Below are 18922 nucleotides of genomic sequence, written 5' to 3'. Positions count from 1 at the left end.
CTTCCATGAGGGGTTGGGGCGCTCTCGCGGTAGATTGCATACAGTCGACGAATACTGTATGAAGCTTGTTATCCCGCATTCGACAGGTGGTGTCCAGGGGGCGTGCGGCACTTTCGGTCAGCGTCGGTTTCGGTCGGCGTCGGGCGGCGCCCGGCGGGCGAGCGGTCGCCGGGCGAGCGGTCCCGGGGCCGTCGCGGGCACGGTCCCGGTCCGTCCCTGGGGGACGGAAACGCAGGTGAAAGGCACTGCGAAACCTTGGTATGGTTGTCCATGTCGCCGCGGGGAACACCCCTGGCGGACGGCAGACACCTGGTCCGGGTGGCGGAATGGCAGACGCGCTAGCTTGAGGTGCTAGTGCCCTTTATCGGGCGTGGGGGTTCAAGTCCCCCCTCGGACACCGGAAAGCAAGAGACCCCTGTTCATCAGGGGTCTCTTGCGTTTCTCAGGTGTGTTTCTCAGGTCTGTGTCCTCGGGGCGGCGGAGTCCCGGAAGCCCGGCGGCCCGGAACTGCTGGAACTGCCGGCCGACCAGTTGCCGGGCGCGGATCTGACCACGCTGCTGCTGGAGGTGTTCCGGCGCCGCGCGGAGCGGCTGACGCCGGCCGAGGTGATGCGGCGCTACCGCGGTGACCGGTTCGTTGCCCCGGCGCCGGTCGGCTTCGCCGCCCAGTGCCGCACCACCGAGGACGCGTTGGTGTCGGCGTTGCCCGAGGGCTTCGAGGCGCTCGTGCTCGCCCCGGTCGTGCCGCTCGCCGCGCATTCGGCCGTGGCGACCGTCGATCCGCGCAAGGTGATCGCGACGGTCCGAGGCAGCGAGGTGGCGGCCGATCCGACGAACGCGCCGGCGCTGGAGGCGTCGCACCGGCGCTCCTCGGCCCTGGCCGCCGACCCGCGTGCGCGGGCACCGGTCCGGCCGGCGGCCGGCCAGCGAGTGGTCCGCGCCCAGAGCTTCGGCGGGCCGCGAGACCTGGCCCACTTCCAGCTCTTCGGTCTGGTGACCGCCGGTCGGAACACCGGCGACCGTCGGCGCTTCGAGCGCGGGCACCTGGTGGAAACCTGGAGTTCGCCGCCCGGGCGATGGCCGCCGTCGGCGCACGGGACACCGAGATCGCACTGACCTGCCTGGCGGACGGGACCGCTCCGGTCGTCGAGCGGATGCGCCGAGAACTCGCCGGGCTGCCAGGAGTACGGGTGTCCAGGAGTACGGGTGTCCAGGAGTACGGGTGTACGAGGACCCCGACCGGGCCGCCGGACGGAAGCCGGCGACGGCGGCTTCGTCCGCTGGAGCCGGCTGCTCACCGGCAACCGCAAGGAACGCCTGCTGATCAGCGGTTACGGTGGCGACCGACTCGCCGAGGCCCGGACGTCGCCGCAGCCGGGCCGAGGGTGACGGCTGCCGGACGACTTGGTATTTCGTATCCTCACGAAATATTTTCTCTCCTGGCCGACCGGCTCCCGGCCGACCGGCCTCGTGCCGACCGGCTCGTGCTCACCGGTCCGGCGGCAGGAGATACTGTGACGACCAGGCAGCGAGCGGAGGTGCGGGTGCCCGGACAAGAGGCTCACCAGGCACGGGCCACGGACGACGCGGGGCCGGCCTGGCTGCGCAAGAGCATCGCTCCCCAACTGAGGCTGGCCGCGAAGGAGTCGCGGGGGTTCTTCGAGGAGGAACTCGGCAAGTCCGGCGTCACCTTCGCGACGTGGACGATCCTGGCGACCCTGAAGCTGGAAGGGCCCATGATCCAGCGCACCCTGGCCCAGTACCTCAGCATCGAGGGGCCCACCCTCTCCCGGCACCTGGACACGATGGAGCGGCGCGGGCTGGTGCTCCGCACCCGGGACGGTGCCGACCGCCGGACGGCCGTGGTCACCCTGACCGACGAGGGCCGGACCCGGTACGAGGAGATCGAGTCCGTCGCCCTGCGCAGCCAGGAGCGGATGCTGCGCGGGCTCAGCGACTCCGACGTGACGCAGCTCAGTGAACTGCTGGAGAAGATCCGCTCCAACGTCAGGCCCGGCTGAGCGGCGGCGCGGGGCACCGCGCTCCACCGGGCGCCGCCGGCCGCGCAGTCGCTGCGGCACGGGACGCGCGCCCCTCGCGGTGCGGGGTGCCCTGAGACAGGTCACGGCGTCGGAGCGAGCCCCCGCTCCCGTTCGGCGGGGGCCGGCGCCGGTTTCCGGGACAGCGGACCCGGCCACCACACCTTGCGGCCCAGCGCCACGCTCGCGCTGGTCACCAGGTACGTCCGCACCAGGAAGGTGTCGAGCAGCACCCCGACCGCGATCACGAAGCCCAGCTCGACCAGGGTGACCACCGGCATCGCGGTCAGCACCGCGAAGGTGCCGGCCAGGACGAGGCCCGCCGAGGCGACCACCCCGCCGGTGGTGCGCAGCGCGGTGAGCGCGGCCGTGGCGGGTTCGTCGCCGTTCAGGCACTCCTCGCGCATCCGGTGCATCAGGAAGATGCCGTAGTCGACGCCGAGGGCGACGAGGAACACGAAGGACAGCAGGGCCAGGCCCGGGTCGGTGCCCTGGAAGCCGAAGAACGGTCCGAAGACCAGGCCCGCGATGCCCAGCGAGGCGCCCCACACGGCGACGACCGCGGTGAGCAGGATCAGCGGCGCCACCAGGCTGCGCAGCAGGGCGATCAGGATGAGCAGGACGGCGGCCAGGACGATCGGCACGACGACGACGCGGTCGCGGTCGTTGGTCTCCCGCAGGTCGAGCTGTTCGGCGCTCGGTCCGCCCACGTAGGCTTCCTGGCCGTCGAGTGCGGAGCGCAGCGCCTCGATCGTGGCGGTCTCGCCCGGGGTCTGCGGCACCGAGTCGGTGATGACGTGGATCTCGGTCCAGCCGCCGCCGCTGCGCCCGCGTTCCGCGCTCTCCACCCCGGAAGCGGCCTCCACGGTCCGGACGACCTCGTCGGCCCGGCCGGTCGGCGCGGCGATGACGAGCGGCTCGGTGCCCCGGTCGGGGAACGCCCCGGCGAGGGTCCGGGTGGCGGTGACGGACTCGGGCGTCTCGGTGTAGGAGTCCTCCTGCTTGAGGCTGCTGGGCAGGCTGAAGGCGCCCAGGGCCAGCGCGCCGAGGAGTACGGCGCCAAAGGCCAGCGCCGTCAGCGGCCGGCGGCCCGCGGAGGTGCCCATCGAGGCGAACAGCGAGCGGCGGGACACGGGACGGGAGCCGTGCACGGGCACCGCCGGCCAGAACACCCGCCGGCCGAGCAGCACCAGGACGGCCGGCAGCAGCGTCATCATGGCGGCCAGCGCGCACAGCACGCCGAGGGCGCCGAGCGGGCCCATGCCGCGGCTGCTGCCGAGGTCGGCGAAGAGCAGGCAGAGCAGACCGACCGCGACCGTACCGGAGGAGGCGAGCACGGCGGGGCCGCAGCCGCGCAGGGTGGCCCGCATGGCGTCGTAGGGGTGTGCCACGCGCCGTAGCTCCTCGCGGTAGCGGGCGACGACGAGCAGGGCGTAGTCGGTGCCCGCGCCGAACACGAGGATCGTCATGACGCTGGAGCTCTGGCTGCTGACGGTCGTGTCGAAGAGCCGGTTGAGGCCGTAGGCGGCGCCCATCGACAGGAAATCGGCGATGCCGGCCACCGCGAGCGGCACCAGCCACAGGAACGGGCTGCGGTAGATGAGGATCAGCAGGACCGCCACGACGGCGACGGTGGTGTAGAGGACGGGGCCGCCCACGGAACCGTAGAGCCCCCGCGCGTCGGAGGAGAGGGCGTCCGGGCCGCCGACCTGGACGTCCAGGCCGTCGCCGCCGCGGGTCACCTCGCGCACGCCGGCGACGAAGGCGTCCCGTTCCTCGTCGTCCTGGCCGGGCGTGGTGGTGCTGACCGGGTACATCACGGTGGTGCCGTCCGCGGACGTCACCGCCCGTGGCGTACCGGTGAGCTCGAACCGCCCGTCCACACGGGTGATCTGCTCGGCGGCCGTGGCCTTGTCGGCCTCGGTGAGGGCGCCGTCGCGGTGGTAGACCACGACGACCGACGTCGCCTCGCCGCCCGGCATCGCGTCCTGGACCCTGGCGACCCGGGTGGAGTCGGCGCTGGTCGGCAGGTAGTCGACCGCCCGGTTCACCTGTACGTCGCCGAGTTTCGTCGCGAAGGGCGCGACGAAGGCCAGCAGGACGACCCACAGACCCAGTACTGCCCAGGGCAGGGCCTTGCGGCGCTTGCCACCGCTGTGCTCGACGCCTCCCATACGGAAGCCTCCTCGTTAGTTGGCAACTCATTAGTTAGCTATCGATATTAGCGGTCGGCTTCCGTTTCGGGGGTCGTCTCGGGAAGATCGCGTCGGACAAATCCGCGCGGGGTGAGGGGAGTTGCTCCGGCCGGGCCGTCCCGCGTCGGGTGGCGTGGCATGTTCGTGACATGCGGACTCCGCGCGCTAGGGTGCGCGCGTGAACCTTCAAGTCGTCATTGGATCAGGGCCCGCGGGTGCCGCCACCGCGCGGCTGCTGGCCGCACAGGGCCACCCCGTACGTGTCATCACCCGGTCGGGCCGGAACCCCGAGCCCGGCATCGAACACGTGGCGCTCGACGCCCGTGACCCCGAGGCGCTCACCGACGCCGTCCGCGGCGCGAGTGCCGTCTACGGCTGTGCCGCACCGCCGTACCACCGCTGGGCGGACGACTGGCCGCCGCTGGCCGCGGCGCTGCACGCGGCGGCCGAGGCGACCGGCGCCGTCCTGGTCATGCTGGGCAACCTGTACGGGTACGGGCCGGTGGACGGCGCCCTGACCGAGGACCTGCCGCTCGCGGCGACCGGCCCCAAGGGCCGGGTCCGCGCCGCCGTCTGGGAACGCACCCGCGAACTGGCCGGGCAGGGCCGGATCAAGGCGGTCGAGGTGCGGGCCTCGGACTTCTTCGGTCCCGGCGTCACCGACGGCGGGCACCTGGCCGGCCGCGTCGTGCCCCGGCTGCTGCGCGGCAAGCCGGTCTCCACGCTCGGCGACCCGGACGCCCCGCACAGCTGGAGCTACGTCCCCGACGTGGCCCGGGCCCTGGTCGAGGTCGCCGGCGACGAGCGGGCCTGGGGCCGGGCCTGGCACCTCCCCAACGAACCCGCGCTGTCCACCCGGCAGATGGTGGACCGGCTCGCCGCCCAGGCGGGCACCGGACCGGTCGCGGTCCGCGGCCTGCCGCCGGCCGTCCTCACCATCGCCTCGCTCTTCTCCCCGCTCCTGCGCGAACTGCGCGAGGTCCGCTACCAGTTCGACCGGCCCTTCGTCGTCGACTCCGGCGCGTACGAGGCCGAGTTCGCGGTACGGGCCACCCCCGTCGACGAACAGGTGAAGACGACCGTGGACTGGTGGCGGGCGAGACTGGGGGAGGGCCCGTGACGGCCGGCACCCCCCACCCGCCGGCCGCCACGGCACGGGCGCGGGCCCGGCACGACGACATCGCGATCGTGGGCATGGCCTGCCGCTTACCGGGCGCGGCGGACCTGAACCAGTACTGGCGGCTGCTCACCGACCCCCGGCCGCAGTTCGCCCGCGTACCCGACGAGCGGTGGCGGGCCGCCGCCTTCCTCGGCGAGTCCTTCCGCGACGCCTCCGCCGCCTACACCGACACCATGGCGCTGCTCCCGGACGTGGGGCACTTCGACGCCGCCCACTACGGCATCCCGCCGCGCCGGGCCCGGGCGATGGACCCCCAGCACCGGCTGCTGATCGACCTCGCCCGCGAGGCGATCCAGGACGCGGGCTGGGAGGCCGAGGGGTTCGACCGCGAGGAGACCTCGGTGATCACCGCCCTCACCGAGAGCGGGTACCGCGAGATCAGCACCCTCCAGATACGGATGCGCCAGCTGGCCGGCGGCGAGTACGGGCAGGGGGCGGACGGTGCCGGGGCGCTGGAGATGGTCCGCGCGGTCGACCGGCTGAACGGCACCTCCGTGGCCGGGCTTCTGCTCAACATGGGCCCCAGCACGATCAGTTCGGTCCTCGACCTGCACGGCGAGAGTTACGCGCTGGACGCCGCGTGCTCCGGTGGGCTCATCGCCGTGGCCAACGCCGTGCACGCGCTGCGCGCCGGCCGCAGCCGTATCGCCCTCGCGGGCGGCGCCCAACTGGTCCTCACCCCCGACCTGTTGGTGGGACTGTGCCGGATCGGCGCCATCTCGCGCAGCGGGCGGTGCCTGCCGTTCGGCGCGGAGGCCGACGGCTTCGTCCTCGGGGAGGGCGCCGGCATCCTGGTGCTGCGGCCCCTGGCCGACGCGCTCGCGGCCGGCGACCGGGTCTACGCGGTGATCCGCGGGGTGGGCACGGCCAACGACGGGACCGTGCAGGGCGGGATGCAGCCCCAGGCCGCCGGTCAGCTGCGCGCCCTGCGCCGCGCCTACCGCGACGCCGGCCTGGACCCGGGCGCGGTGGGCTACCTGGAGGCACACGGCACCGCCACCACGGTCGGTGACCCGGTGGAGATCGAGGCCCTGCGCGAGCTGCGCGGGACGGACGGCGCCCCCGCCTACCTCGGCGCGGTCAAGGCGGTGGTCGGGCACTCGCTCGCCGCCGCCGGCCTGGCCGGGCTGATGAAGGCCGCCCTGGCCGTGCACCGCGGCGTCGTGCCGCCGCAGCCCGCGTTCGGCCTGGCCGGTTCCGCCGGGCTCGACGCCGCGCGTCTGACCGTGCCGACGCGGACCACTCCGTGGCCCGACGCCGCACAGCCGCGCCGGGCGGGCGTGAGCGCCTTCGGGTTCGGCGGCACCGGCGTCCACCTCGTACTGGAGGAGTGCCCGGCACCACCGGCCCGCCCGCACCCGGACGAGGCCCCGCACCTGCTGCTGCTCAGCGCCCGGGACCGGACCGGACTGGCCCGGCACGCCCGGGAGGTGGCCCAGGCCATCGCCGCCGACCAGCCGTCGCCGGCCGAGGTGGCCGACACCCTCGCCCGCCGCGCCCCGCTCACCGAACGGCTGGCCCTGGTGGTGGAGGACACCGCCGACGCCGTCGCCAAGCTGACCGAGGCGGCCGAGGCCGTGGCGGCGGGCCGTACGGGAGTACTGGCGCCCGGGCAGCGGGCGGGCACCGTGCCGCCCGGGGAACCGTCCGGCACCGCCGTGCCGGTGCCCCGGGCCGATCCGCTGCCCGGCGAGACCCGGGCCGCGGCGCTGGCCCGGCTCGCGGAGCGCGCGGTCACGGCCGCGGAGCTGCGCCCGGCCGGAGAACGCGTGCCCCCGCTGACCCTGCCGCCGAGCCCACTGGCCCCGCGCCGGCACTGGGTGGTGGACGAGTCGGCCCGTGAGGCCGGGCGTGCCGTGGCCGAGCCGGTGGACGGGGCGGGTGCGGCACGGCCCGTGCCGCTGCCCGGCGAGGTCCGTACCCCTGGGGCGGCCGGGGGCGGGGAGCGCGTGCCGCACCGGGTGGTGGACGGCGCGGCCCGCGAGACCGGGAACGTCGTGCCCGAGTCGGCGGGTGCGCGGTCCGCGCGTGGCGTGTCCGGCGTCTCCGGCGCCGTACTCGACGAGGTGTCGCGGATCGGGGTCTTCCCGGCCTCGGACGTGCGGGAACGGATGGCCCTCGTCGCCGATCTGGGCTTCGACTCGCTGATGCTGGAGGAGCTGGAGGTCGGCATAGGCAAGCGGATACCGGGCTTCCGCACCGAGGAGCTGTACACCCCCGGACTCACCGTGGAACGGCTGATCGCGCTGGCCGCCGAGTACGCGGGCGGGAGGCCGGTCCCCGACGGGCCGCCCGAGCCGCCCGAGCCGCCCGAGCCGCCCGAGCCGCGGCGGTCCGCCGCCGCGCCGCGGCCGGAGTGGGACGCGGCCACCTCCCGCGTCGACGACTTCCCCGAGGTGCGGCAGTTCGAGGAGCGCTTCCGGGCGATCGCGGACAGCGGCGCGGAGTACCCCTACTTCCGCGTCCACCAGGGCACCATCCGCGACACCACCGTGATAGACGGCCGGACCCATCTGTCCTTCGGGAGCTACAACTATCTCGGGCTCAGTGGCCACCCGGCGGTCGACGAGGCCGCGCACCGCGCGGTGGACCGGTACGGAACCTCGGTCTCCGCCAGCCGGGTGCTGTCCGGCGAACGCGAGCTGACGGTACGGCTGGAACGCGCGCTGGCCGGTTTCCTCGGGGTCGAGGACTGCGTGGCCCTGGTGAGCGGTCACGCCACCAACGTCACCGCGATCGGGCACCTCGTCGGCCGGGGCGACCTCGTGCTGCACGACGCGCTCGCCCACGACAGCATCCTCCAGGGCTGCGCGCTGTCCGGCGCGGCGCGACGCCCCTTCGCCCACAACGACACGGACCAGCTGGAACACCTGCTGCGGGTCAACCGGTCCCGGTTCCGGCGCGTCCTGATCGCCGTCGAGGGCGCGTACAGCATGGACGGCGACCTCGTCGCGCTGCCGGCCGTGATCGAGCTGAAGAAGCGGTACGGCGCCCTGCTGATGGTGGACGAGGCGCACAGCATCGGCACGGTGGGCGAACAGGGGCGTGGCGTCGGGGAGTTCTTCGGCGTCGGCCGGTCCGACGTGGACCTGTGGATGGGCACCCTCTCCAAGGCCTTCGCCAGCTGCGGCGGTTACCTCGGCGGCTCGGCCAGGATGGTGCGGTGGCTGCGGCACACCCTGCCGGGCTTCGTGTACAGCGTCGGCCTGACCCCCGCCAACGCGGCGGCGGCGCTGGCCGCCACCGAGCTGATCGTGGCGGAGCCGGAGCGCGTGGCGGCCCTGCGCCGCAACGCGGACCTCTTCCGCCGGCTGGCCGCCGAGGCCGGTCTGGCCACCGGCGTCAGCGCCCACACCCCGATCGTGCCCTGTGTGCTCGGGGACTCCGCACGCACCCTCGGGGTCGCGGACCGGCTCTACGCGCGCGGAGTCGTCGCCGACCCGATCTTCCATCCCGCGGTGGAGGAGGGACTGGCGAGGCTGCGGTTCTTCGTCACCAGTGAACACCGGGAGGAGGACATCCGGCGCGTGGTGTCGGTGCTGGCCGAGGAGGTGGCGTCGGCCGGGGGGTGACTGGCGCATCCGGGATCAGGTGCTCTCAGATCAGGGTGCGTGCGATCCGGCTGAGCACGGCGTTCTCGTCCGTGTCCCCGCCTTGGCCGGATTCCTCCGCCGACGCCGTGCCCTTGGACCCCTTGGACCCCTGGGACCCCTTGGGTCTCTTGGACCCCTTGTGGTCCCGGGTGGTGCCCACCCGCTGGGAGAGCAGGTAGGCGATGATCTCCGCCTCCTGTTCCTGGACGTCGTCGTAGGTGGCGCGCAGGAGCATGTCGCGCACGAGATCGGGGTCGAGGTTGGGGAAGAGGAGGCGGGCGGTCGTCTCGTCCAGCCAGCCGGCGCCGCGATGGCAGCAGATGATGTGTCCCAGCTCGTGCAAGATGATGTGCTCCTGATGCGCGCTGGTGGTGTTGGCGTCGTAGAAGATCAGGTCCTCGTCGCGGGCGGCGACCCACATGCCGCACGGGTGCGTCGCCGGCATCTGCATCGGGACCAGGGTGATCGGCCGGCCGCGTACGGTCCCCAGGTGGCGGCAGAGTTCGGCGACGTCGGCCACGTCCGGCAGGCCGAGACCGGCGATCAGCTCGGCGCCGTCCTTGCGCAGCTTCTTGAGCCGGCTGCGGCGGTCCTGCTCGGCCGGCCGGCTCTTGCGGAACCCCCTCACCGCGCCGGCCCCCCGCCCTCCGCCTCGGGTGTGTCGGTGACCGGGGGGAGCCCCTGCAACTGCCGGTACTGGTCCATGATGGCGGTGATCGCCTGGAGGTTCTCCCGCTTCATGCCGGCCGCCCGCATCGCCACGGCGCGCACGCCCGCCTGCCGCAGCGCCTCCACCGCGGCCAGCTCGCCCAGGACCGACTCGGCGACCTCGTCGTCGAAGAAGTAGGCGACCGACACACCGAAGAACCGCGCCAGGGCGGCCAGCAGGTCCGGCGAGGGGTTGGAACGCTTCCCCGTGCGCAGCTGTGACAGATACACGCCCCCGACCTTGAGATCCGGGTTGTTGCGCTTCAGCTCCTCCGCCACTTCGGCGTTGGTCCAGTGCTTGCCCTTGGGGCGGACCGTCCTGAAGAGGTCGTCCAGGCGCTTGGCGAGCAGGGGTCGGTCGTCAGGCTCGGACACGGGTGATCCTCCCTCCGGCGCCCCTCGGCTATGCCCTTGGCTAAGCGTCAGCTTCCCAGATTAGCTGGCAGTTGACAATTGGGCATGTCTCCGCCAACGTTGGACGCGCCGATAGCTGGCAGTTAACTCGGTCCACGGGGGTGGCCGAGTTGGTTTCCGGCGTCGGTCCGGCCGGTCCTCAGGGGGAGGGGCCGGTTCGGCCGGGTCGGGCGGGACCGCTCGGCCCGGCCTCGCTGACGGGCGGCCACGGGGCCCGGGACGTAAAAGGCCCGCCCGGTCCGACGGGGGAGCGGACCGGGCGGGAGCTCTCAACTCACCTTGCCGAGCTTACGGTAGGCGGTGGCGACTTGGGTGAGCCAGGCGGTCTCCGCCGCGAAGTTGTCCGAATCACGATCTTCGAAGTCCGCGGCGTCCTTGTTGTCGTCCGGGACGGTGCCCGCCCGCTTGGCGCGCAGGGCCTGCCGGATCCGGGCGGCCTCGGCGAACGCCTGCCGCGACTCCTCGCTCGCCTCCGGACCCGGCCCGTCCACGCCGCCCGCGCCGCGGTCGATGTAGGGGCGCAGGTCCCGCCAGCCGTCCCGTATCTCCACCACCCGCCGGTGCAGGCGGTAGTCGAGGTCGGCGACCGAGGCCCCGGCCCCGGGCGGCTCCAGGGCGATGTCCGGGGAGGACTCGTACAGGTCACGCCAGAGCGGATACAGCACCCGGTACGACCGGTAACTGTCCGCCCACTCCACCAGTCTGACGGCCGGCGCGCCCCAGGAGGGCACGGTCAGGCTGATCGACAGGACGGTGATGCCGGCCGCGCTGAAGAGGTTGGAGGCGAGCGTCCAGGCACCGATGTCGAGGCCGGCCGCGGCGGTGAGGATGTTGACCGTCCTGGCCGTGCAGTACAGGAACAGGACCACCGCCGCTACGGACAGCAGCCGCAGCGCCTGCCGCAGCGAGGGCTTGTCGGCCATCCGGGCGTAGGGGCCGCACTGCCGGAAGATGGTGACGCAGGGCACCGCCTGGGAGACGATGAAGAGCAGCAGGTAGGTGAGGACCAGGGGCTGGCCGCTGCCGGTGTCGAAGTCGGAGGACGGCCGGCCGGTGCCGTCGGCGACGAGGAAGAGCACCGTCAGCACCACGTCGAGGGCGACGCCGGTGATCAGCCAGTAACGGCTCTTGCGGGCGGCCTCCGCCTCGGAGGCCGCCCAGTGCAGCAGGATGATCTGCGCGCTGACGCAGAAGGCGACCGCCGAGAGGTGCATCACCAGGATGGCGAGGTTGCCCACGCCCAGGAAGGAGCCGTCGCCCATGGCCACGGCCCCCATGGTGAAGGTGAGGCACTGCAGCAGCAGCGTGGCCACCAGGGTGCGGTAGGCGCTGTCCCGCCAGTTGCGGCGCACCTGGCCCAGCCGGTACACGAGCGCGGCGTACGAGGACAGCGCCGCGATGGCGAAGCAGAGCGTTCTGATGGTGTTCACGGCCCGTCGGTGTTCCCACCCGTGATCTCTTGCGCGGGAACCTCCAGCCCGATGCCCTCGGCCGCCACGGCGACGGCGAAGTCGAAGAACGCGGTCTGGTCGCTGACGCTGTCGTGGGTGCGGCTGAACACCTGGAACACCAGCAGCCCGATCAGACCGCTCCACAGCACGATGCCGCGCTCGACGAGGTCCGCGTAGGGACCCTCGGGCGTCCCGCCGAACAGCGCCACGGCCTCCGGCCGCAGCAGCGGCGGCCCCGGTACCGTCCGCCGGGGCGGGGACAGTTCGCCGGCCTCCAGCGCGGACCGCACGATCCCGGCCAGCACCGCGGGCGTGCGCGAGGCGGGCGGGACGGTCTCCTGCGGGGCGTGGTAGCCCGGCACGGGCGAACCGTAGACGAGGGTGAACTCGGCGGTGTTGTCGAAGGACCACTGCCGCAGCGCCCGGGCGGCGGCGAGCAGCCGGGCGCCCGCCGGGGCCCCCGCCTCCCGGGCCTCCCGGTCGGCCCGCTCCATGGCGGCGCCGGACGCGTCGTAGGCGTCGATGATCAGGGCGGTCAACAGGTCGTCCCGGTGCGGGAAGAGGGCTTCCACGTCGGTACGGGACAGGCCGCCGGCCTCGGCGACGGCGTCCAGGGACAGCTGTCCCGCCCCCAGCGTGCCCAGGAGCCGGCGTGCGGTGGTCTTGATGGCCGCCGTGGGCCCGACGGAGGTGTCGGCGGCGGGACTCGTTCCGGATTCCATGGTCAAACCGTACCCGTGAGTCACCACGGACAGGGGCCAGTTGAGCGGGTTCACGTCACTCGCGGTGGACCGCGACCGCGGCCCGTACGAAGGACCGGACCAGCGGATCGGTGTCACCCGCCCGCCACGCCACCACCACCCGGCTCGGCGGCATGTCGGTCAGCGGCACCACGGTGAGCCCCTCCCCGGGGTCGTGGCCCAGCGGCGTCATGCCGACGGTGCCGTTCCACAGCACGGCCTGCCGGCACTCCTGGACCGCGCGCACCACCGGCCCCCGGCGCTCCTGCCCGCCGTTCCAGTACGACCGCCACAGCGGATCGGTGCCCTCCGGGAACCGGAACCAGTCGCGCCCGGCCAGCTCCCCCAGGGCCAGCCCGGGGCGGCGGGCCAGCGGGTCGTCGGCGCGCAGCAGCGCCCCCACCGGATCGGCCCGCAGCTCCCGCACGGTGAGGCCGGTCTCGTCGAACGGGCCGCGGGTCAGGGCGACATCGACTGTCCCGGCGCGCAGTCCGCAGGTCGGGTCGGTCAGGTCGGTGTCCCGGACGCGGACCTCGACGTGCGGGTGCCGCCGTCGGTAGGCGCGGGCCAGCCGTGCCGCGTCCGGGTCGCCGCCGTCGCCCAGGATGCCGACGGTGAGGGTGGCGTGGCCGGCTGCCGCGGCGACCCGGACGCGGGCCTGGTCGGCGCGGTCCAGCACGGCGCGTGCCTCGTCGAGGAGGACCGTACCGACCGGGGTGAGCGCGACACCGGAGGGCGACCGGTCGAAGAGCGGGGCGCCGGTCTCGTGCTCCAGCCGCTTGATCGCCCGGCTCAGCGGCGGCTGGCTCATGTGCAGCCGGGCGGCGGCCCGCCCGAAGTGGAGTTCCTCGGCGACCGCCACGAAGTAGCGCAGCGTGCGTAGCTCCATGCCGCGACGATACCCGTGCGGTATCGGCCCGGCCGCACGGGTCTTGGACAGGCGCGGGGCCCCGGCGGTGGGATCGGGACATGACCGACACACAGCGCGCGAGCGCACGGCTCGCCGACCCCGCCACCGCCTTCCCCCGGGCGGTGGCCGCATGAACCTCGCCTACTGGATCGTCGCCGGCCTGCTGGCGGTCTTCTACCTCTACAGCGGAGCGGTGAAGGCGGTACGGAGCCGGGAGCGGCTGCGGCCGATGATGGCCTGGGTGGACAGCATGCCGCTGGCGGCCGTCCGGGTCATCGGACTCGTCGAAGTACTGGGCGCGGCCGGGCTGATCCTCCCCAGGCTGACCGGTATCGCCCCCTGGCTGTCCCCCGCAGCGGCGATCGGGTTCGTGCTCCTGCAAGTCGGCGCGACAGCGGTCCACTTGCGGATGGGGGACCGGCAGGTGGCCCTCAACGCCGTTCTGCTGCTCGCCGCGGGGGCGGCGGCCTGGGCGGCCTGAGCGCTCAGCCGTCCTTCCGGGCGACCCCGCCGTAGATGCCGATGGGCGGTTCGTCGGCCGCGGGGGACTCCTCGGGACGCCAGTCGGTGACCCGGACCAGGCCGGGGTCGATCAGGGAGAAGTCGCCGAAGAACTCCAGGACCCGGGCGTGCGGGCGGAGGGACATGGACGCGGTGGCCTTGCGGTAGACGGCCGCCGCGTTCGCGCGCCCGTCCTCGTGGACGTCACCGGTCGCGTGCGACAGGATCAGGTACGAGCCGGCCGGGAGCGCGTCGCGGAGGGTGGCGAGGATGCCGTCCGGGTCCTCGGCGTCGGAGATGAAATGCACGACGGCCACCAGCAGCAGCGCGACCGGCTGGTCGAGGTCGATGAGCCTGCGGACGTCCGGGTGGTCGAGGACGGCCCGGGGGTCGCGCAGGTCGGCCAGGACGACGGCGGTGTCGGGCTCGTCGAGCAGCGCCATGGAGTGGGTGCTGACGATGGGGTCGTTGTCGACGTAGACGACGCGGGTGTCCGGCGCGACGGCCCGTGCGACCTGGTGCACGTTGGGCTCGGTGGGCAGGCCCGTCCCGATGTCCAGGATCTGCCGGATGCCGCACTCGGCGACCAGGTGCCGGACGGCGCGCAGCATGAAACGCCGGTTGGCGAGGGCGCCCGCCCGCACCTCCGGCGCCGCCTTCATGAACTCCTCGGCGGCTTCCTGGTCGACCTCGTAGTTGTTCTTCCCGCCGAGGAAGTAGTCGTACATCCGCGCCGGGTGCGGCCTGCTGGTGTCGATCCGGTGGGCGGGGGTGTCACTCCGGCCGTCACTGCCGAGGGAGGTCATGATGCCAGGCTCCGTCCTGAACTCGCGTGCCGCAGCCGCGTGTTGCCGGGGGTGAGCGGCGTCGGCTGCCGGTACGCATCTTGGCATGCTCCGGGGCCCGGTCGAACACATGACGGGCCGGAACCCGTACACCGCGCTTTGTACGGGCGCCGACGGCGTTGCGCGCGTATCCCGCCCGGAGGCCTGGCCGTTGTACCCGCCACAACGTGTGCCACACGGCGGAGAAGGGGGTCGGCGGTCATGGCGAACAGTGGGGCGGTCGAGACGTCCGACAGTCTCAAGGCGTTCGGAGCGGCGTTGAAGGCGTTCCGGGAACGGGCGCGGCTGACACAGGAGCGACTCGCGGAAATCATCGAGTACTCGGTCGCCACCGTCGCCTCGGTCGAGCAGGGGCGGCGGCTGCCGTCGCCCTCGTTCATCGACCGGGTGGAGGAGGTGCTGGACGCGTTCGGTGTGCTGCGGGCCATGGCCCGGCACATCGGACGGGTGCGGGGGCTGGCGGTCTGGTTCCGGGAGTGGGCCCAGCTGGAGGAGACCGCGGTCATCCTGTGCACCTACGAATGCCGGGTCGTACCGGGGCTGTTGCAGACGGAGGCGTACACCCGCGCGGTCATGCTCAATGTGCCGCCACCGCCCAGCGAGGAGCAGTTGGAGGAGCGGATCGCCGCGCGGCGGGCCCGGCAGGAACTGCTGCGGCGCACTCCGCCGATCGCGTTCAGCTTCATCGTCGAGGAGGCGGTGCTGCTGCGGCACATCGGAGGGGAGGAGGTCACCCGTGAGCTGATCGACCACCTCCTCGCGTGTATGGAGTTGTGGAACGTCGAGTTGCAGATCATGCCGCTGCGGCAGCCTCATCACGCGGGTACGGATGGGCCCATGCGGCTGCTGGAGACTCCCGAGCGGCAGTGGGTGGGGTATTCGGAGGGGCAGAAGACCGGGCAGCTCGTCACCGACCGAGAAGCGGTCAGTGTCATGCAGATGCGCTATGCGAAAATGCGTTCACAGGCCCTGTCTCCCGCGGACTCGGCCGAGTTGCTGCGACGGATGCGAGGAGCGCCATGAGCGAGCTTGACTGGTTCAAGAGCAGCTACAGCGGGTCCGAGGGCGATGACTGCGTGGAGATAGCGCACGCCTCCGGTGGTGTGCGGGTCCGTGACTCCAAGGCGGCGGACGGGCCGTCCTTCGCCGTCACCCCCGCCGCCTGGGGGGATTTCATCGGGTTCGTCGGCGACTGACCGGGGCGGGAGCCGTCACCCGACGCTCGCCGTCCTCACTTCACCCGCAGGGGGGTTGTCGTGCACCGCACCGGCGCACCGCTCATCGAAGAGTTCTCCGTGGCCGGCAAGGAGGCCGGGCCCTACGGGATCGCGGCCGGGCCCGACGGCGCCCTGTGGCTCACCTTCGTGCACGCCGGTCGCGTCGCGCGTCTCACGCCCGACGGGGGAGTCACGGAGTATCCGCTGGACTCTCCCTCGTGCCGGCCCACCGTGATCACCGCCGGGCCGGACCGGGCGCTGTGGTTCACCCGGTCCCAGGACCACCGCGTCGGCCGCCTCACCCCGGACGGGGAGCAGGAGTCGTTCGCCTTGCCGACGCCCGACAGCGGGCCTTACGGGATCGCGGCGGGTCCGGACGGCGCGTTGTGGTTCACGGAGATGAACACCAGCCGTGTCGGCCGTATCACCACCGGGGGAGAGGTGACCGAGTTCGGCCTTCCGGTCACCGGCGCCTTCCCTGCGGCGATCACGGCGGGCCCGGACGGCGCCCTGTGGTGCGCGCTCAACCAGGCCAACGCCATCGGGCGCGTCACCACCGGCGGGAACGTCACCGTCCACCCGCTGCCCACCGCGGACGCCGCGCCCGTGGGGATCACCAGTGACGGCACGGCCCTGTGGTTCGTCGAGATCGGGGCGGGCCAGGTCGGCAGGATCTCGGTGGACGGCGACATCACGGAGTTCCCGCTGCCCGACCGCACGGCCCGGCCGCACGCCATCACGGCCGTCGCGGCCGGGGACTGCTGGTTCACCGAGTGGGGTGCGGGCCGCGTCGGGCACCTCACCGCCAGCGGCGACGGGACGGCGGAGATCACCGCGTACGACCTGCCGTCGCCGTCGTCCGAACCGCACGGCATCACCCTCGGGCCCGACGGCGCGCTGTGGGTGGCCCTGGAGACAGGGGCGGTCGCACGGGTGGTGCCGTAGCCGGTCTTCAGCGCTCGCGTACGCGGCGGACGGCGCCGAAGGCGACGAGGGCCAGGGAGACGGCCGCGGCGGCCCATCCGGCGCCGTCGTCCGGATCGGCGTCCGCCAGGATGCCCGCGGCGAGCAGGGCGAAGAAGGCGCCCGCGGTCAGCGGGCCGGTGCCGGGCGGCAGGGGCGCCGCCGTACGCCGGCGTCTGCGCGGGAGCCAGAGGCGGAGGAGTTCCACAGCGGCCGCCAGGGCGACGAGCCGTGTGCCGGCCCTGAACCACGCGGGTGCCGTGGCGTCCGGCTCGCCCACGCCCAGGAGCGCGGTGAGGCCGAGGAAGACGATCGGGATCAGCCAGAGGAGGGTCGGGCGGGGGTGAGGGTGCGGGTGGGGGCCGGGGGCCGGTGCGTACTGGTCTGCTCTGTCCGTCTGATCCGTCTGATCCGTCTGGTCCGTCTGGTCCGTCTGGTCCGTCTGGTCCGTCTGGTCGTCCGCTGACGGAACCGGCGTACCGGCAGGCGGCCCCTCCGGTGCCGGGCGCAGGGCCCGTGTCTGTGCGCGGCGGATGCGGCGGCCGATGCCGGCGTCGCCGTACCGGTCGCGGTGGGCCGCCAGCTGCGCCTGGAGGGCGCGCAGCTGTTCGGCCATCGCGTCGAACTCCGCGCGCCGCTCGGCCGCCCGGTCCGCCGCCGCGCGGTGGCCGCCGCCGAGCCGGTCCAGCGTCGCGGCGTAGTCCTGTCCGGCCTCGGCGCGGGCGGCCTCGGCGGTGCGCGGCACCTCGGCGAGTTCCGCGCGCAGACGGGCGCGTCCGGCCTCGATGATCTCGGCGATGCGGTGCCGCTCGTCCGGCGGCAGGGTGCGGGGCGCCCGGGCCTCGGCGCGGGCCACCGCTGCCTCGCGCCACGCCATCAGCGGCCGGCCGCGGTGCTCGCCGATGCCGTTGATGTGGACCCGGCCGCCCTGGGTGCGGTGGATGTACAGCACCTGGCCGCCCCGGCCGCCCGGCGCCTTGCCCCAGCTGACGCGGTCGAAGTCCGCCGCCGTCCGGATGCCGTGGGCGGCCAGGTCGCGGACCAGTCCGGTGCCGATGCCGTTGATCTCGCGGGCGTCGAGGCGGGTGCCGCCGAGCGCGCGGGCGACGGACTCCCGGCGCAGTACCGCGAGGGCGCGCTGCTCCTGGCTCTGCTGCTTGCCGTCGAGCCCGGCGAGCTGCCGGGTCAGGGAGCCTTCCTGGCGTGCCCGCCGGGCCTCGGCGCGGCGCACTGCCTTGGCGTGCGCGGCGGCGGCGCGGTCCAGGTCGCGTTTCTCACGGTTGAGGCGACGCCGGTCGGCGATCTCGAAGGCGGGGCGCTTGCCGAGGAGGCGGCGCAGGGCGCGGACGGACTCGACGAGACGGCGGCGCTCGGCACGTACCTCGGCGGGGGAGGGGGCGGGGCCGTCCCGCCGGGTGGTGGTGCTGTGGGTCAACGGGGTCTCTCAGCGGATGGTGAGCCGGGAGCCGTGACCCCGGGCGGAGCGCGGGCTGCCCAGGGACTGCATGGACGCGCACAGATCGACTCGAAAGCAGGTGAAAAGGTTGTACGCGGGGCCGAAAGGTCTTCAGGGGGCCACTGATCAGGGCATACAGGTTTAATGCATATGATGCGCAAGTGCGCGAACACCACTACAGCATCCGTCCGGCGACCCCTGGCGACCTCGACGCCGCCCGAGCCGTCATGCTCGACACCGTCTACCGCGACTTCGGCAGCGGGTACGTGCCCCGGTGGCACCGCGACATCATCGATCTGGACGGCGCCTATCTCACGCCCGCGCGGCACACGCTCCTCGTCGCCGTGGACGAGGCGGGCGAGGTCGTCGCGACCGGGGCGCTCGACAGCCGTGGGCCCGCGCACCCGCCGAACCCCGCGCACGTCGCCGAGAAGTACCCCTCGGGCGTGACGGCGCAGCTGCGGCGCGTCTACGTGCGGCCCGAGCACCGGCGGCGCGGACTGGCGCGGCGGCTCGTCGACGAACTGCTCGCCTTCGCCGCCGCCGACGGCGGATACCGGGCCGTCTACCTGCACACCGACCCCGCCGTCACCGGTGCCGAGCCCTTCTGGAGGTCGCTCGCCAAGGTGGTCCACGACGAGCGGGAGGACGCCGGCGGGGGACAGGGGATCGTGCACTTCGACGTCCCCATGCCCTGACCATGCCCTGAC

General features: G+C 73.5%; 18 protein-coding genes and 1 tRNA gene. 11 read left to right on the top strand and 8 right to left on the bottom strand.

The window, feature by feature from the left end; all coding sequences use genetic code 11:
- Positions 1 to 312: 312 nt before the first annotated feature.
- The 4 genes from ACIQR3_RS25115 (at position 313) to ACIQR3_RS25100 (ending at position 2021) form a co-directional block, all read left to right on the top strand.
- A tRNA-Leu gene (locus ACIQR3_RS25115) sits at positions 313 to 397 on the top strand.
- Between the two features lie 134 nt (positions 398 to 531).
- A complete protein-coding gene (locus tag ACIQR3_RS25110) occupies positions 532 to 1116 on the top strand; it encodes a hypothetical protein (protein ID WP_403542654.1) in 585 nt (194 codons plus the stop codon).
- 90 nt (positions 1117 to 1206) lie between these two features.
- Positions 1207 to 1389: a hypothetical protein gene (locus ACIQR3_RS25105; RefSeq protein WP_403542652.1), complete on the top strand. Its 183-nt coding sequence runs from the start codon at positions 1207 to 1209 to the stop codon at positions 1387 to 1389.
- A gap of 125 nt (positions 1390 to 1514) precedes the next feature.
- Positions 1515 to 2021 carry a MarR family winged helix-turn-helix transcriptional regulator gene (locus ACIQR3_RS25100; RefSeq protein WP_403542650.1) on the top strand — a complete coding sequence of 169 codons (507 nt, stop codon included), beginning with the start codon at positions 1515 to 1517 and terminating at the stop codon, positions 2019 to 2021.
- A 101-nt stretch (positions 2022 to 2122) separates the two neighbouring features.
- Here ACIQR3_RS25100 and ACIQR3_RS25095 read toward each other — a convergent pair whose 3' ends face one another.
- Complete coding sequence (locus ACIQR3_RS25095) at positions 2123 to 4213, bottom strand: MMPL family transporter (protein ID WP_403542648.1); 2091 nt, start codon at positions 4211 to 4213, stop codon at positions 2123 to 2125.
- Positions 4214 to 4412: 199 nt separating this feature from the next.
- Here ACIQR3_RS25095 and ACIQR3_RS25090 point away from each other — a divergent pair, with 199 nt between their 5' ends.
- Positions 4413 to 5354: an NAD-dependent epimerase/dehydratase family protein gene (locus ACIQR3_RS25090; protein WP_403542646.1), complete on the top strand. Its 942-nt coding sequence runs from the start codon at positions 4413 to 4415 to the stop codon at positions 5352 to 5354.
- Positions 5355 to 5428: 74 nt separating this feature from the next.
- Positions 5429 to 8986: an aminotransferase class I/II-fold pyridoxal phosphate-dependent enzyme gene (locus tag ACIQR3_RS25085; protein WP_403542779.1), complete on the top strand. Its 3558-nt coding sequence runs from the start codon at positions 5429 to 5431 to the stop codon at positions 8984 to 8986.
- Positions 8987 to 9011: 25 nt separating this feature from the next.
- On the opposite strand, the gene ACIQR3_RS25080 is transcribed toward ACIQR3_RS25085, so the two are convergent.
- The 5 genes from ACIQR3_RS25080 to ACIQR3_RS25060 all read right to left on the bottom strand — a co-directional run bounded on the left by ACIQR3_RS25080 (position 9012) and on the right by ACIQR3_RS25060 (position 13209).
- A complete protein-coding gene (locus tag ACIQR3_RS25080; protein ID WP_403542644.1) occupies positions 9012 to 9635 on the bottom strand; it encodes a toxin in 624 nt (207 codons plus the stop codon).
- Entirely contained in the window at positions 9632 to 10090 is a 459-nt protein-coding gene (locus ACIQR3_RS25075) for a helix-turn-helix domain-containing protein (protein WP_403542642.1), read from the bottom strand. The genes ACIQR3_RS25080 and ACIQR3_RS25075 overlap by 4 nt, the downstream gene beginning before the upstream one ends.
- A gap of 308 nt (positions 10091 to 10398) precedes the next feature.
- Positions 10399 to 11559, bottom strand: coding sequence for an MAB_1171c family putative transporter (locus ACIQR3_RS25070; RefSeq protein ID WP_403542641.1), 1161 nt, complete (start codon positions 11557 to 11559; stop codon positions 10399 to 10401).
- Complete coding sequence (locus tag ACIQR3_RS25065; RefSeq protein ID WP_403542639.1) at positions 11556 to 12302, bottom strand: TetR/AcrR family transcriptional regulator; 747 nt, start codon at positions 12300 to 12302, stop codon at positions 11556 to 11558. The genes ACIQR3_RS25070 and ACIQR3_RS25065 overlap by 4 nt, the downstream gene beginning before the upstream one ends.
- Before the next feature lie 55 nt (positions 12303 to 12357).
- The gene (locus tag ACIQR3_RS25060) at positions 12358 to 13209 is read right to left on the bottom strand and encodes a LysR family transcriptional regulator (protein WP_403542637.1); all 852 of its coding nucleotides are present in this window, start codon (positions 13207 to 13209) and stop codon (positions 12358 to 12360) included.
- A 151-nt stretch (positions 13210 to 13360) separates the two neighbouring features.
- Here ACIQR3_RS25060 and ACIQR3_RS25055 point away from each other — a divergent pair, with 151 nt between their 5' ends.
- Positions 13361 to 13711 (top strand): DoxX family protein, encoded by a 351-nt coding sequence (locus ACIQR3_RS25055; RefSeq protein ID WP_403542636.1) that lies wholly within the window; start codon positions 13361 to 13363, stop codon positions 13709 to 13711.
- A gap of 4 nt (positions 13712 to 13715) precedes the next feature.
- Here ACIQR3_RS25055 and ACIQR3_RS25050 read toward each other — a convergent pair whose 3' ends face one another.
- Complete coding sequence (locus ACIQR3_RS25050) at positions 13716 to 14537, bottom strand: SAM-dependent methyltransferase (protein WP_403542635.1); 822 nt, start codon at positions 14535 to 14537, stop codon at positions 13716 to 13718.
- A 240-nt stretch (positions 14538 to 14777) separates the two neighbouring features.
- Between ACIQR3_RS25050 and ACIQR3_RS25045 the strand changes: the two genes are divergently transcribed.
- The 3 genes from ACIQR3_RS25045 to ACIQR3_RS25035 are packed head-to-tail and all read left to right on the top strand — an operon-like array spanning position 14778 to position 16738.
- On the top strand, positions 14778 to 15599 hold the full coding sequence (locus tag ACIQR3_RS25045; RefSeq protein WP_403542633.1) for a Scr1 family TA system antitoxin-like transcriptional regulator: 822 nt from the start codon (positions 14778 to 14780) through the stop codon (positions 15597 to 15599).
- Positions 15596 to 15772: a DUF397 domain-containing protein gene (locus ACIQR3_RS25040; protein ID WP_403542632.1), complete on the top strand. Its 177-nt coding sequence runs from the start codon at positions 15596 to 15598 to the stop codon at positions 15770 to 15772. Before ACIQR3_RS25045 ends, ACIQR3_RS25040 begins: the two co-directional genes overlap by 4 nt.
- Positions 15773 to 15832: 60 nt before the next feature.
- Complete coding sequence (locus ACIQR3_RS25035; RefSeq protein ID WP_403542631.1) at positions 15833 to 16738, top strand: virginiamycin B lyase; 906 nt, start codon at positions 15833 to 15835, stop codon at positions 16736 to 16738.
- A 7-nt stretch (positions 16739 to 16745) separates the two neighbouring features.
- Here ACIQR3_RS25035 and ACIQR3_RS25030 read toward each other — a convergent pair whose 3' ends face one another.
- Entirely contained in the window at positions 16746 to 18191 is a 1446-nt protein-coding gene (locus ACIQR3_RS25030) for a hypothetical protein (RefSeq protein ID WP_403542629.1), read from the bottom strand.
- A 248-nt stretch (positions 18192 to 18439) separates the two neighbouring features.
- Here ACIQR3_RS25030 and ACIQR3_RS25025 point away from each other — a divergent pair, with 248 nt between their 5' ends.
- A complete protein-coding gene (locus ACIQR3_RS25025; protein ID WP_403542777.1) occupies positions 18440 to 18910 on the top strand; it encodes a GNAT family N-acetyltransferase in 471 nt (156 codons plus the stop codon).
- Positions 18911 to 18922: the final 12 nt, after the last annotated feature.

The sequence above is a fragment of the Streptomyces sp. NPDC090994 genome, from assembly GCF_044768905.1.
GTDB lineage: Bacteria > Actinomycetota > Actinomycetes > Streptomycetales > Streptomycetaceae > Streptomyces.
This window is presented reverse-complemented; position numbering and strand designations above follow the sequence as displayed.

Excerpts from the sequence above, each read along its gene's own strand:
- ACIQR3_RS25055 (WP_403542636.1), top strand. The coding sequence starts at position 13,361 with ATGAACCTCGCCTACTGGATCGTCGCCGGCCTGCTGGCGGTCTTCTAC.
- ACIQR3_RS25025 (WP_403542777.1), top strand. The coding sequence starts at position 18,440 with ATGCTCGACACCGTCTACCGCGACTTCGGCAGCGGGTACGTGCCCCGG.
- ACIQR3_RS25065 (WP_403542639.1), bottom strand. The coding sequence starts at position 12,302 with ATGGAATCCGGAACGAGTCCCGCCGCCGACACCTCCGTCGGGCCCACG.
- ACIQR3_RS25050 (WP_403542635.1), bottom strand. The coding sequence starts at position 14,537 with ATGACCTCCCTCGGCAGTGACGGCCGGAGTGACACCCCCGCCCACCGG.
- ACIQR3_RS25085 (WP_403542779.1), top strand. The coding sequence starts at position 5,429 with ATGGCCTGCCGCTTACCGGGCGCGGCGGACCTGAACCAGTACTGGCGG.
- ACIQR3_RS25095 (WP_403542648.1), bottom strand. The coding sequence starts at position 4,213 with ATGGGAGGCGTCGAGCACAGCGGTGGCAAGCGCCGCAAGGCCCTGCCC.
- ACIQR3_RS25060 (WP_403542637.1), bottom strand. The coding sequence starts at position 13,209 with ATGGAGCTACGCACGCTGCGCTACTTCGTGGCGGTCGCCGAGGAACTC.
- ACIQR3_RS25040 (WP_403542632.1), top strand. The coding sequence starts at position 15,596 with ATGAGCGAGCTTGACTGGTTCAAGAGCAGCTACAGCGGGTCCGAGGGC.
- ACIQR3_RS25045 (WP_403542633.1), top strand. The coding sequence starts at position 14,778 with ATGGCGAACAGTGGGGCGGTCGAGACGTCCGACAGTCTCAAGGCGTTC.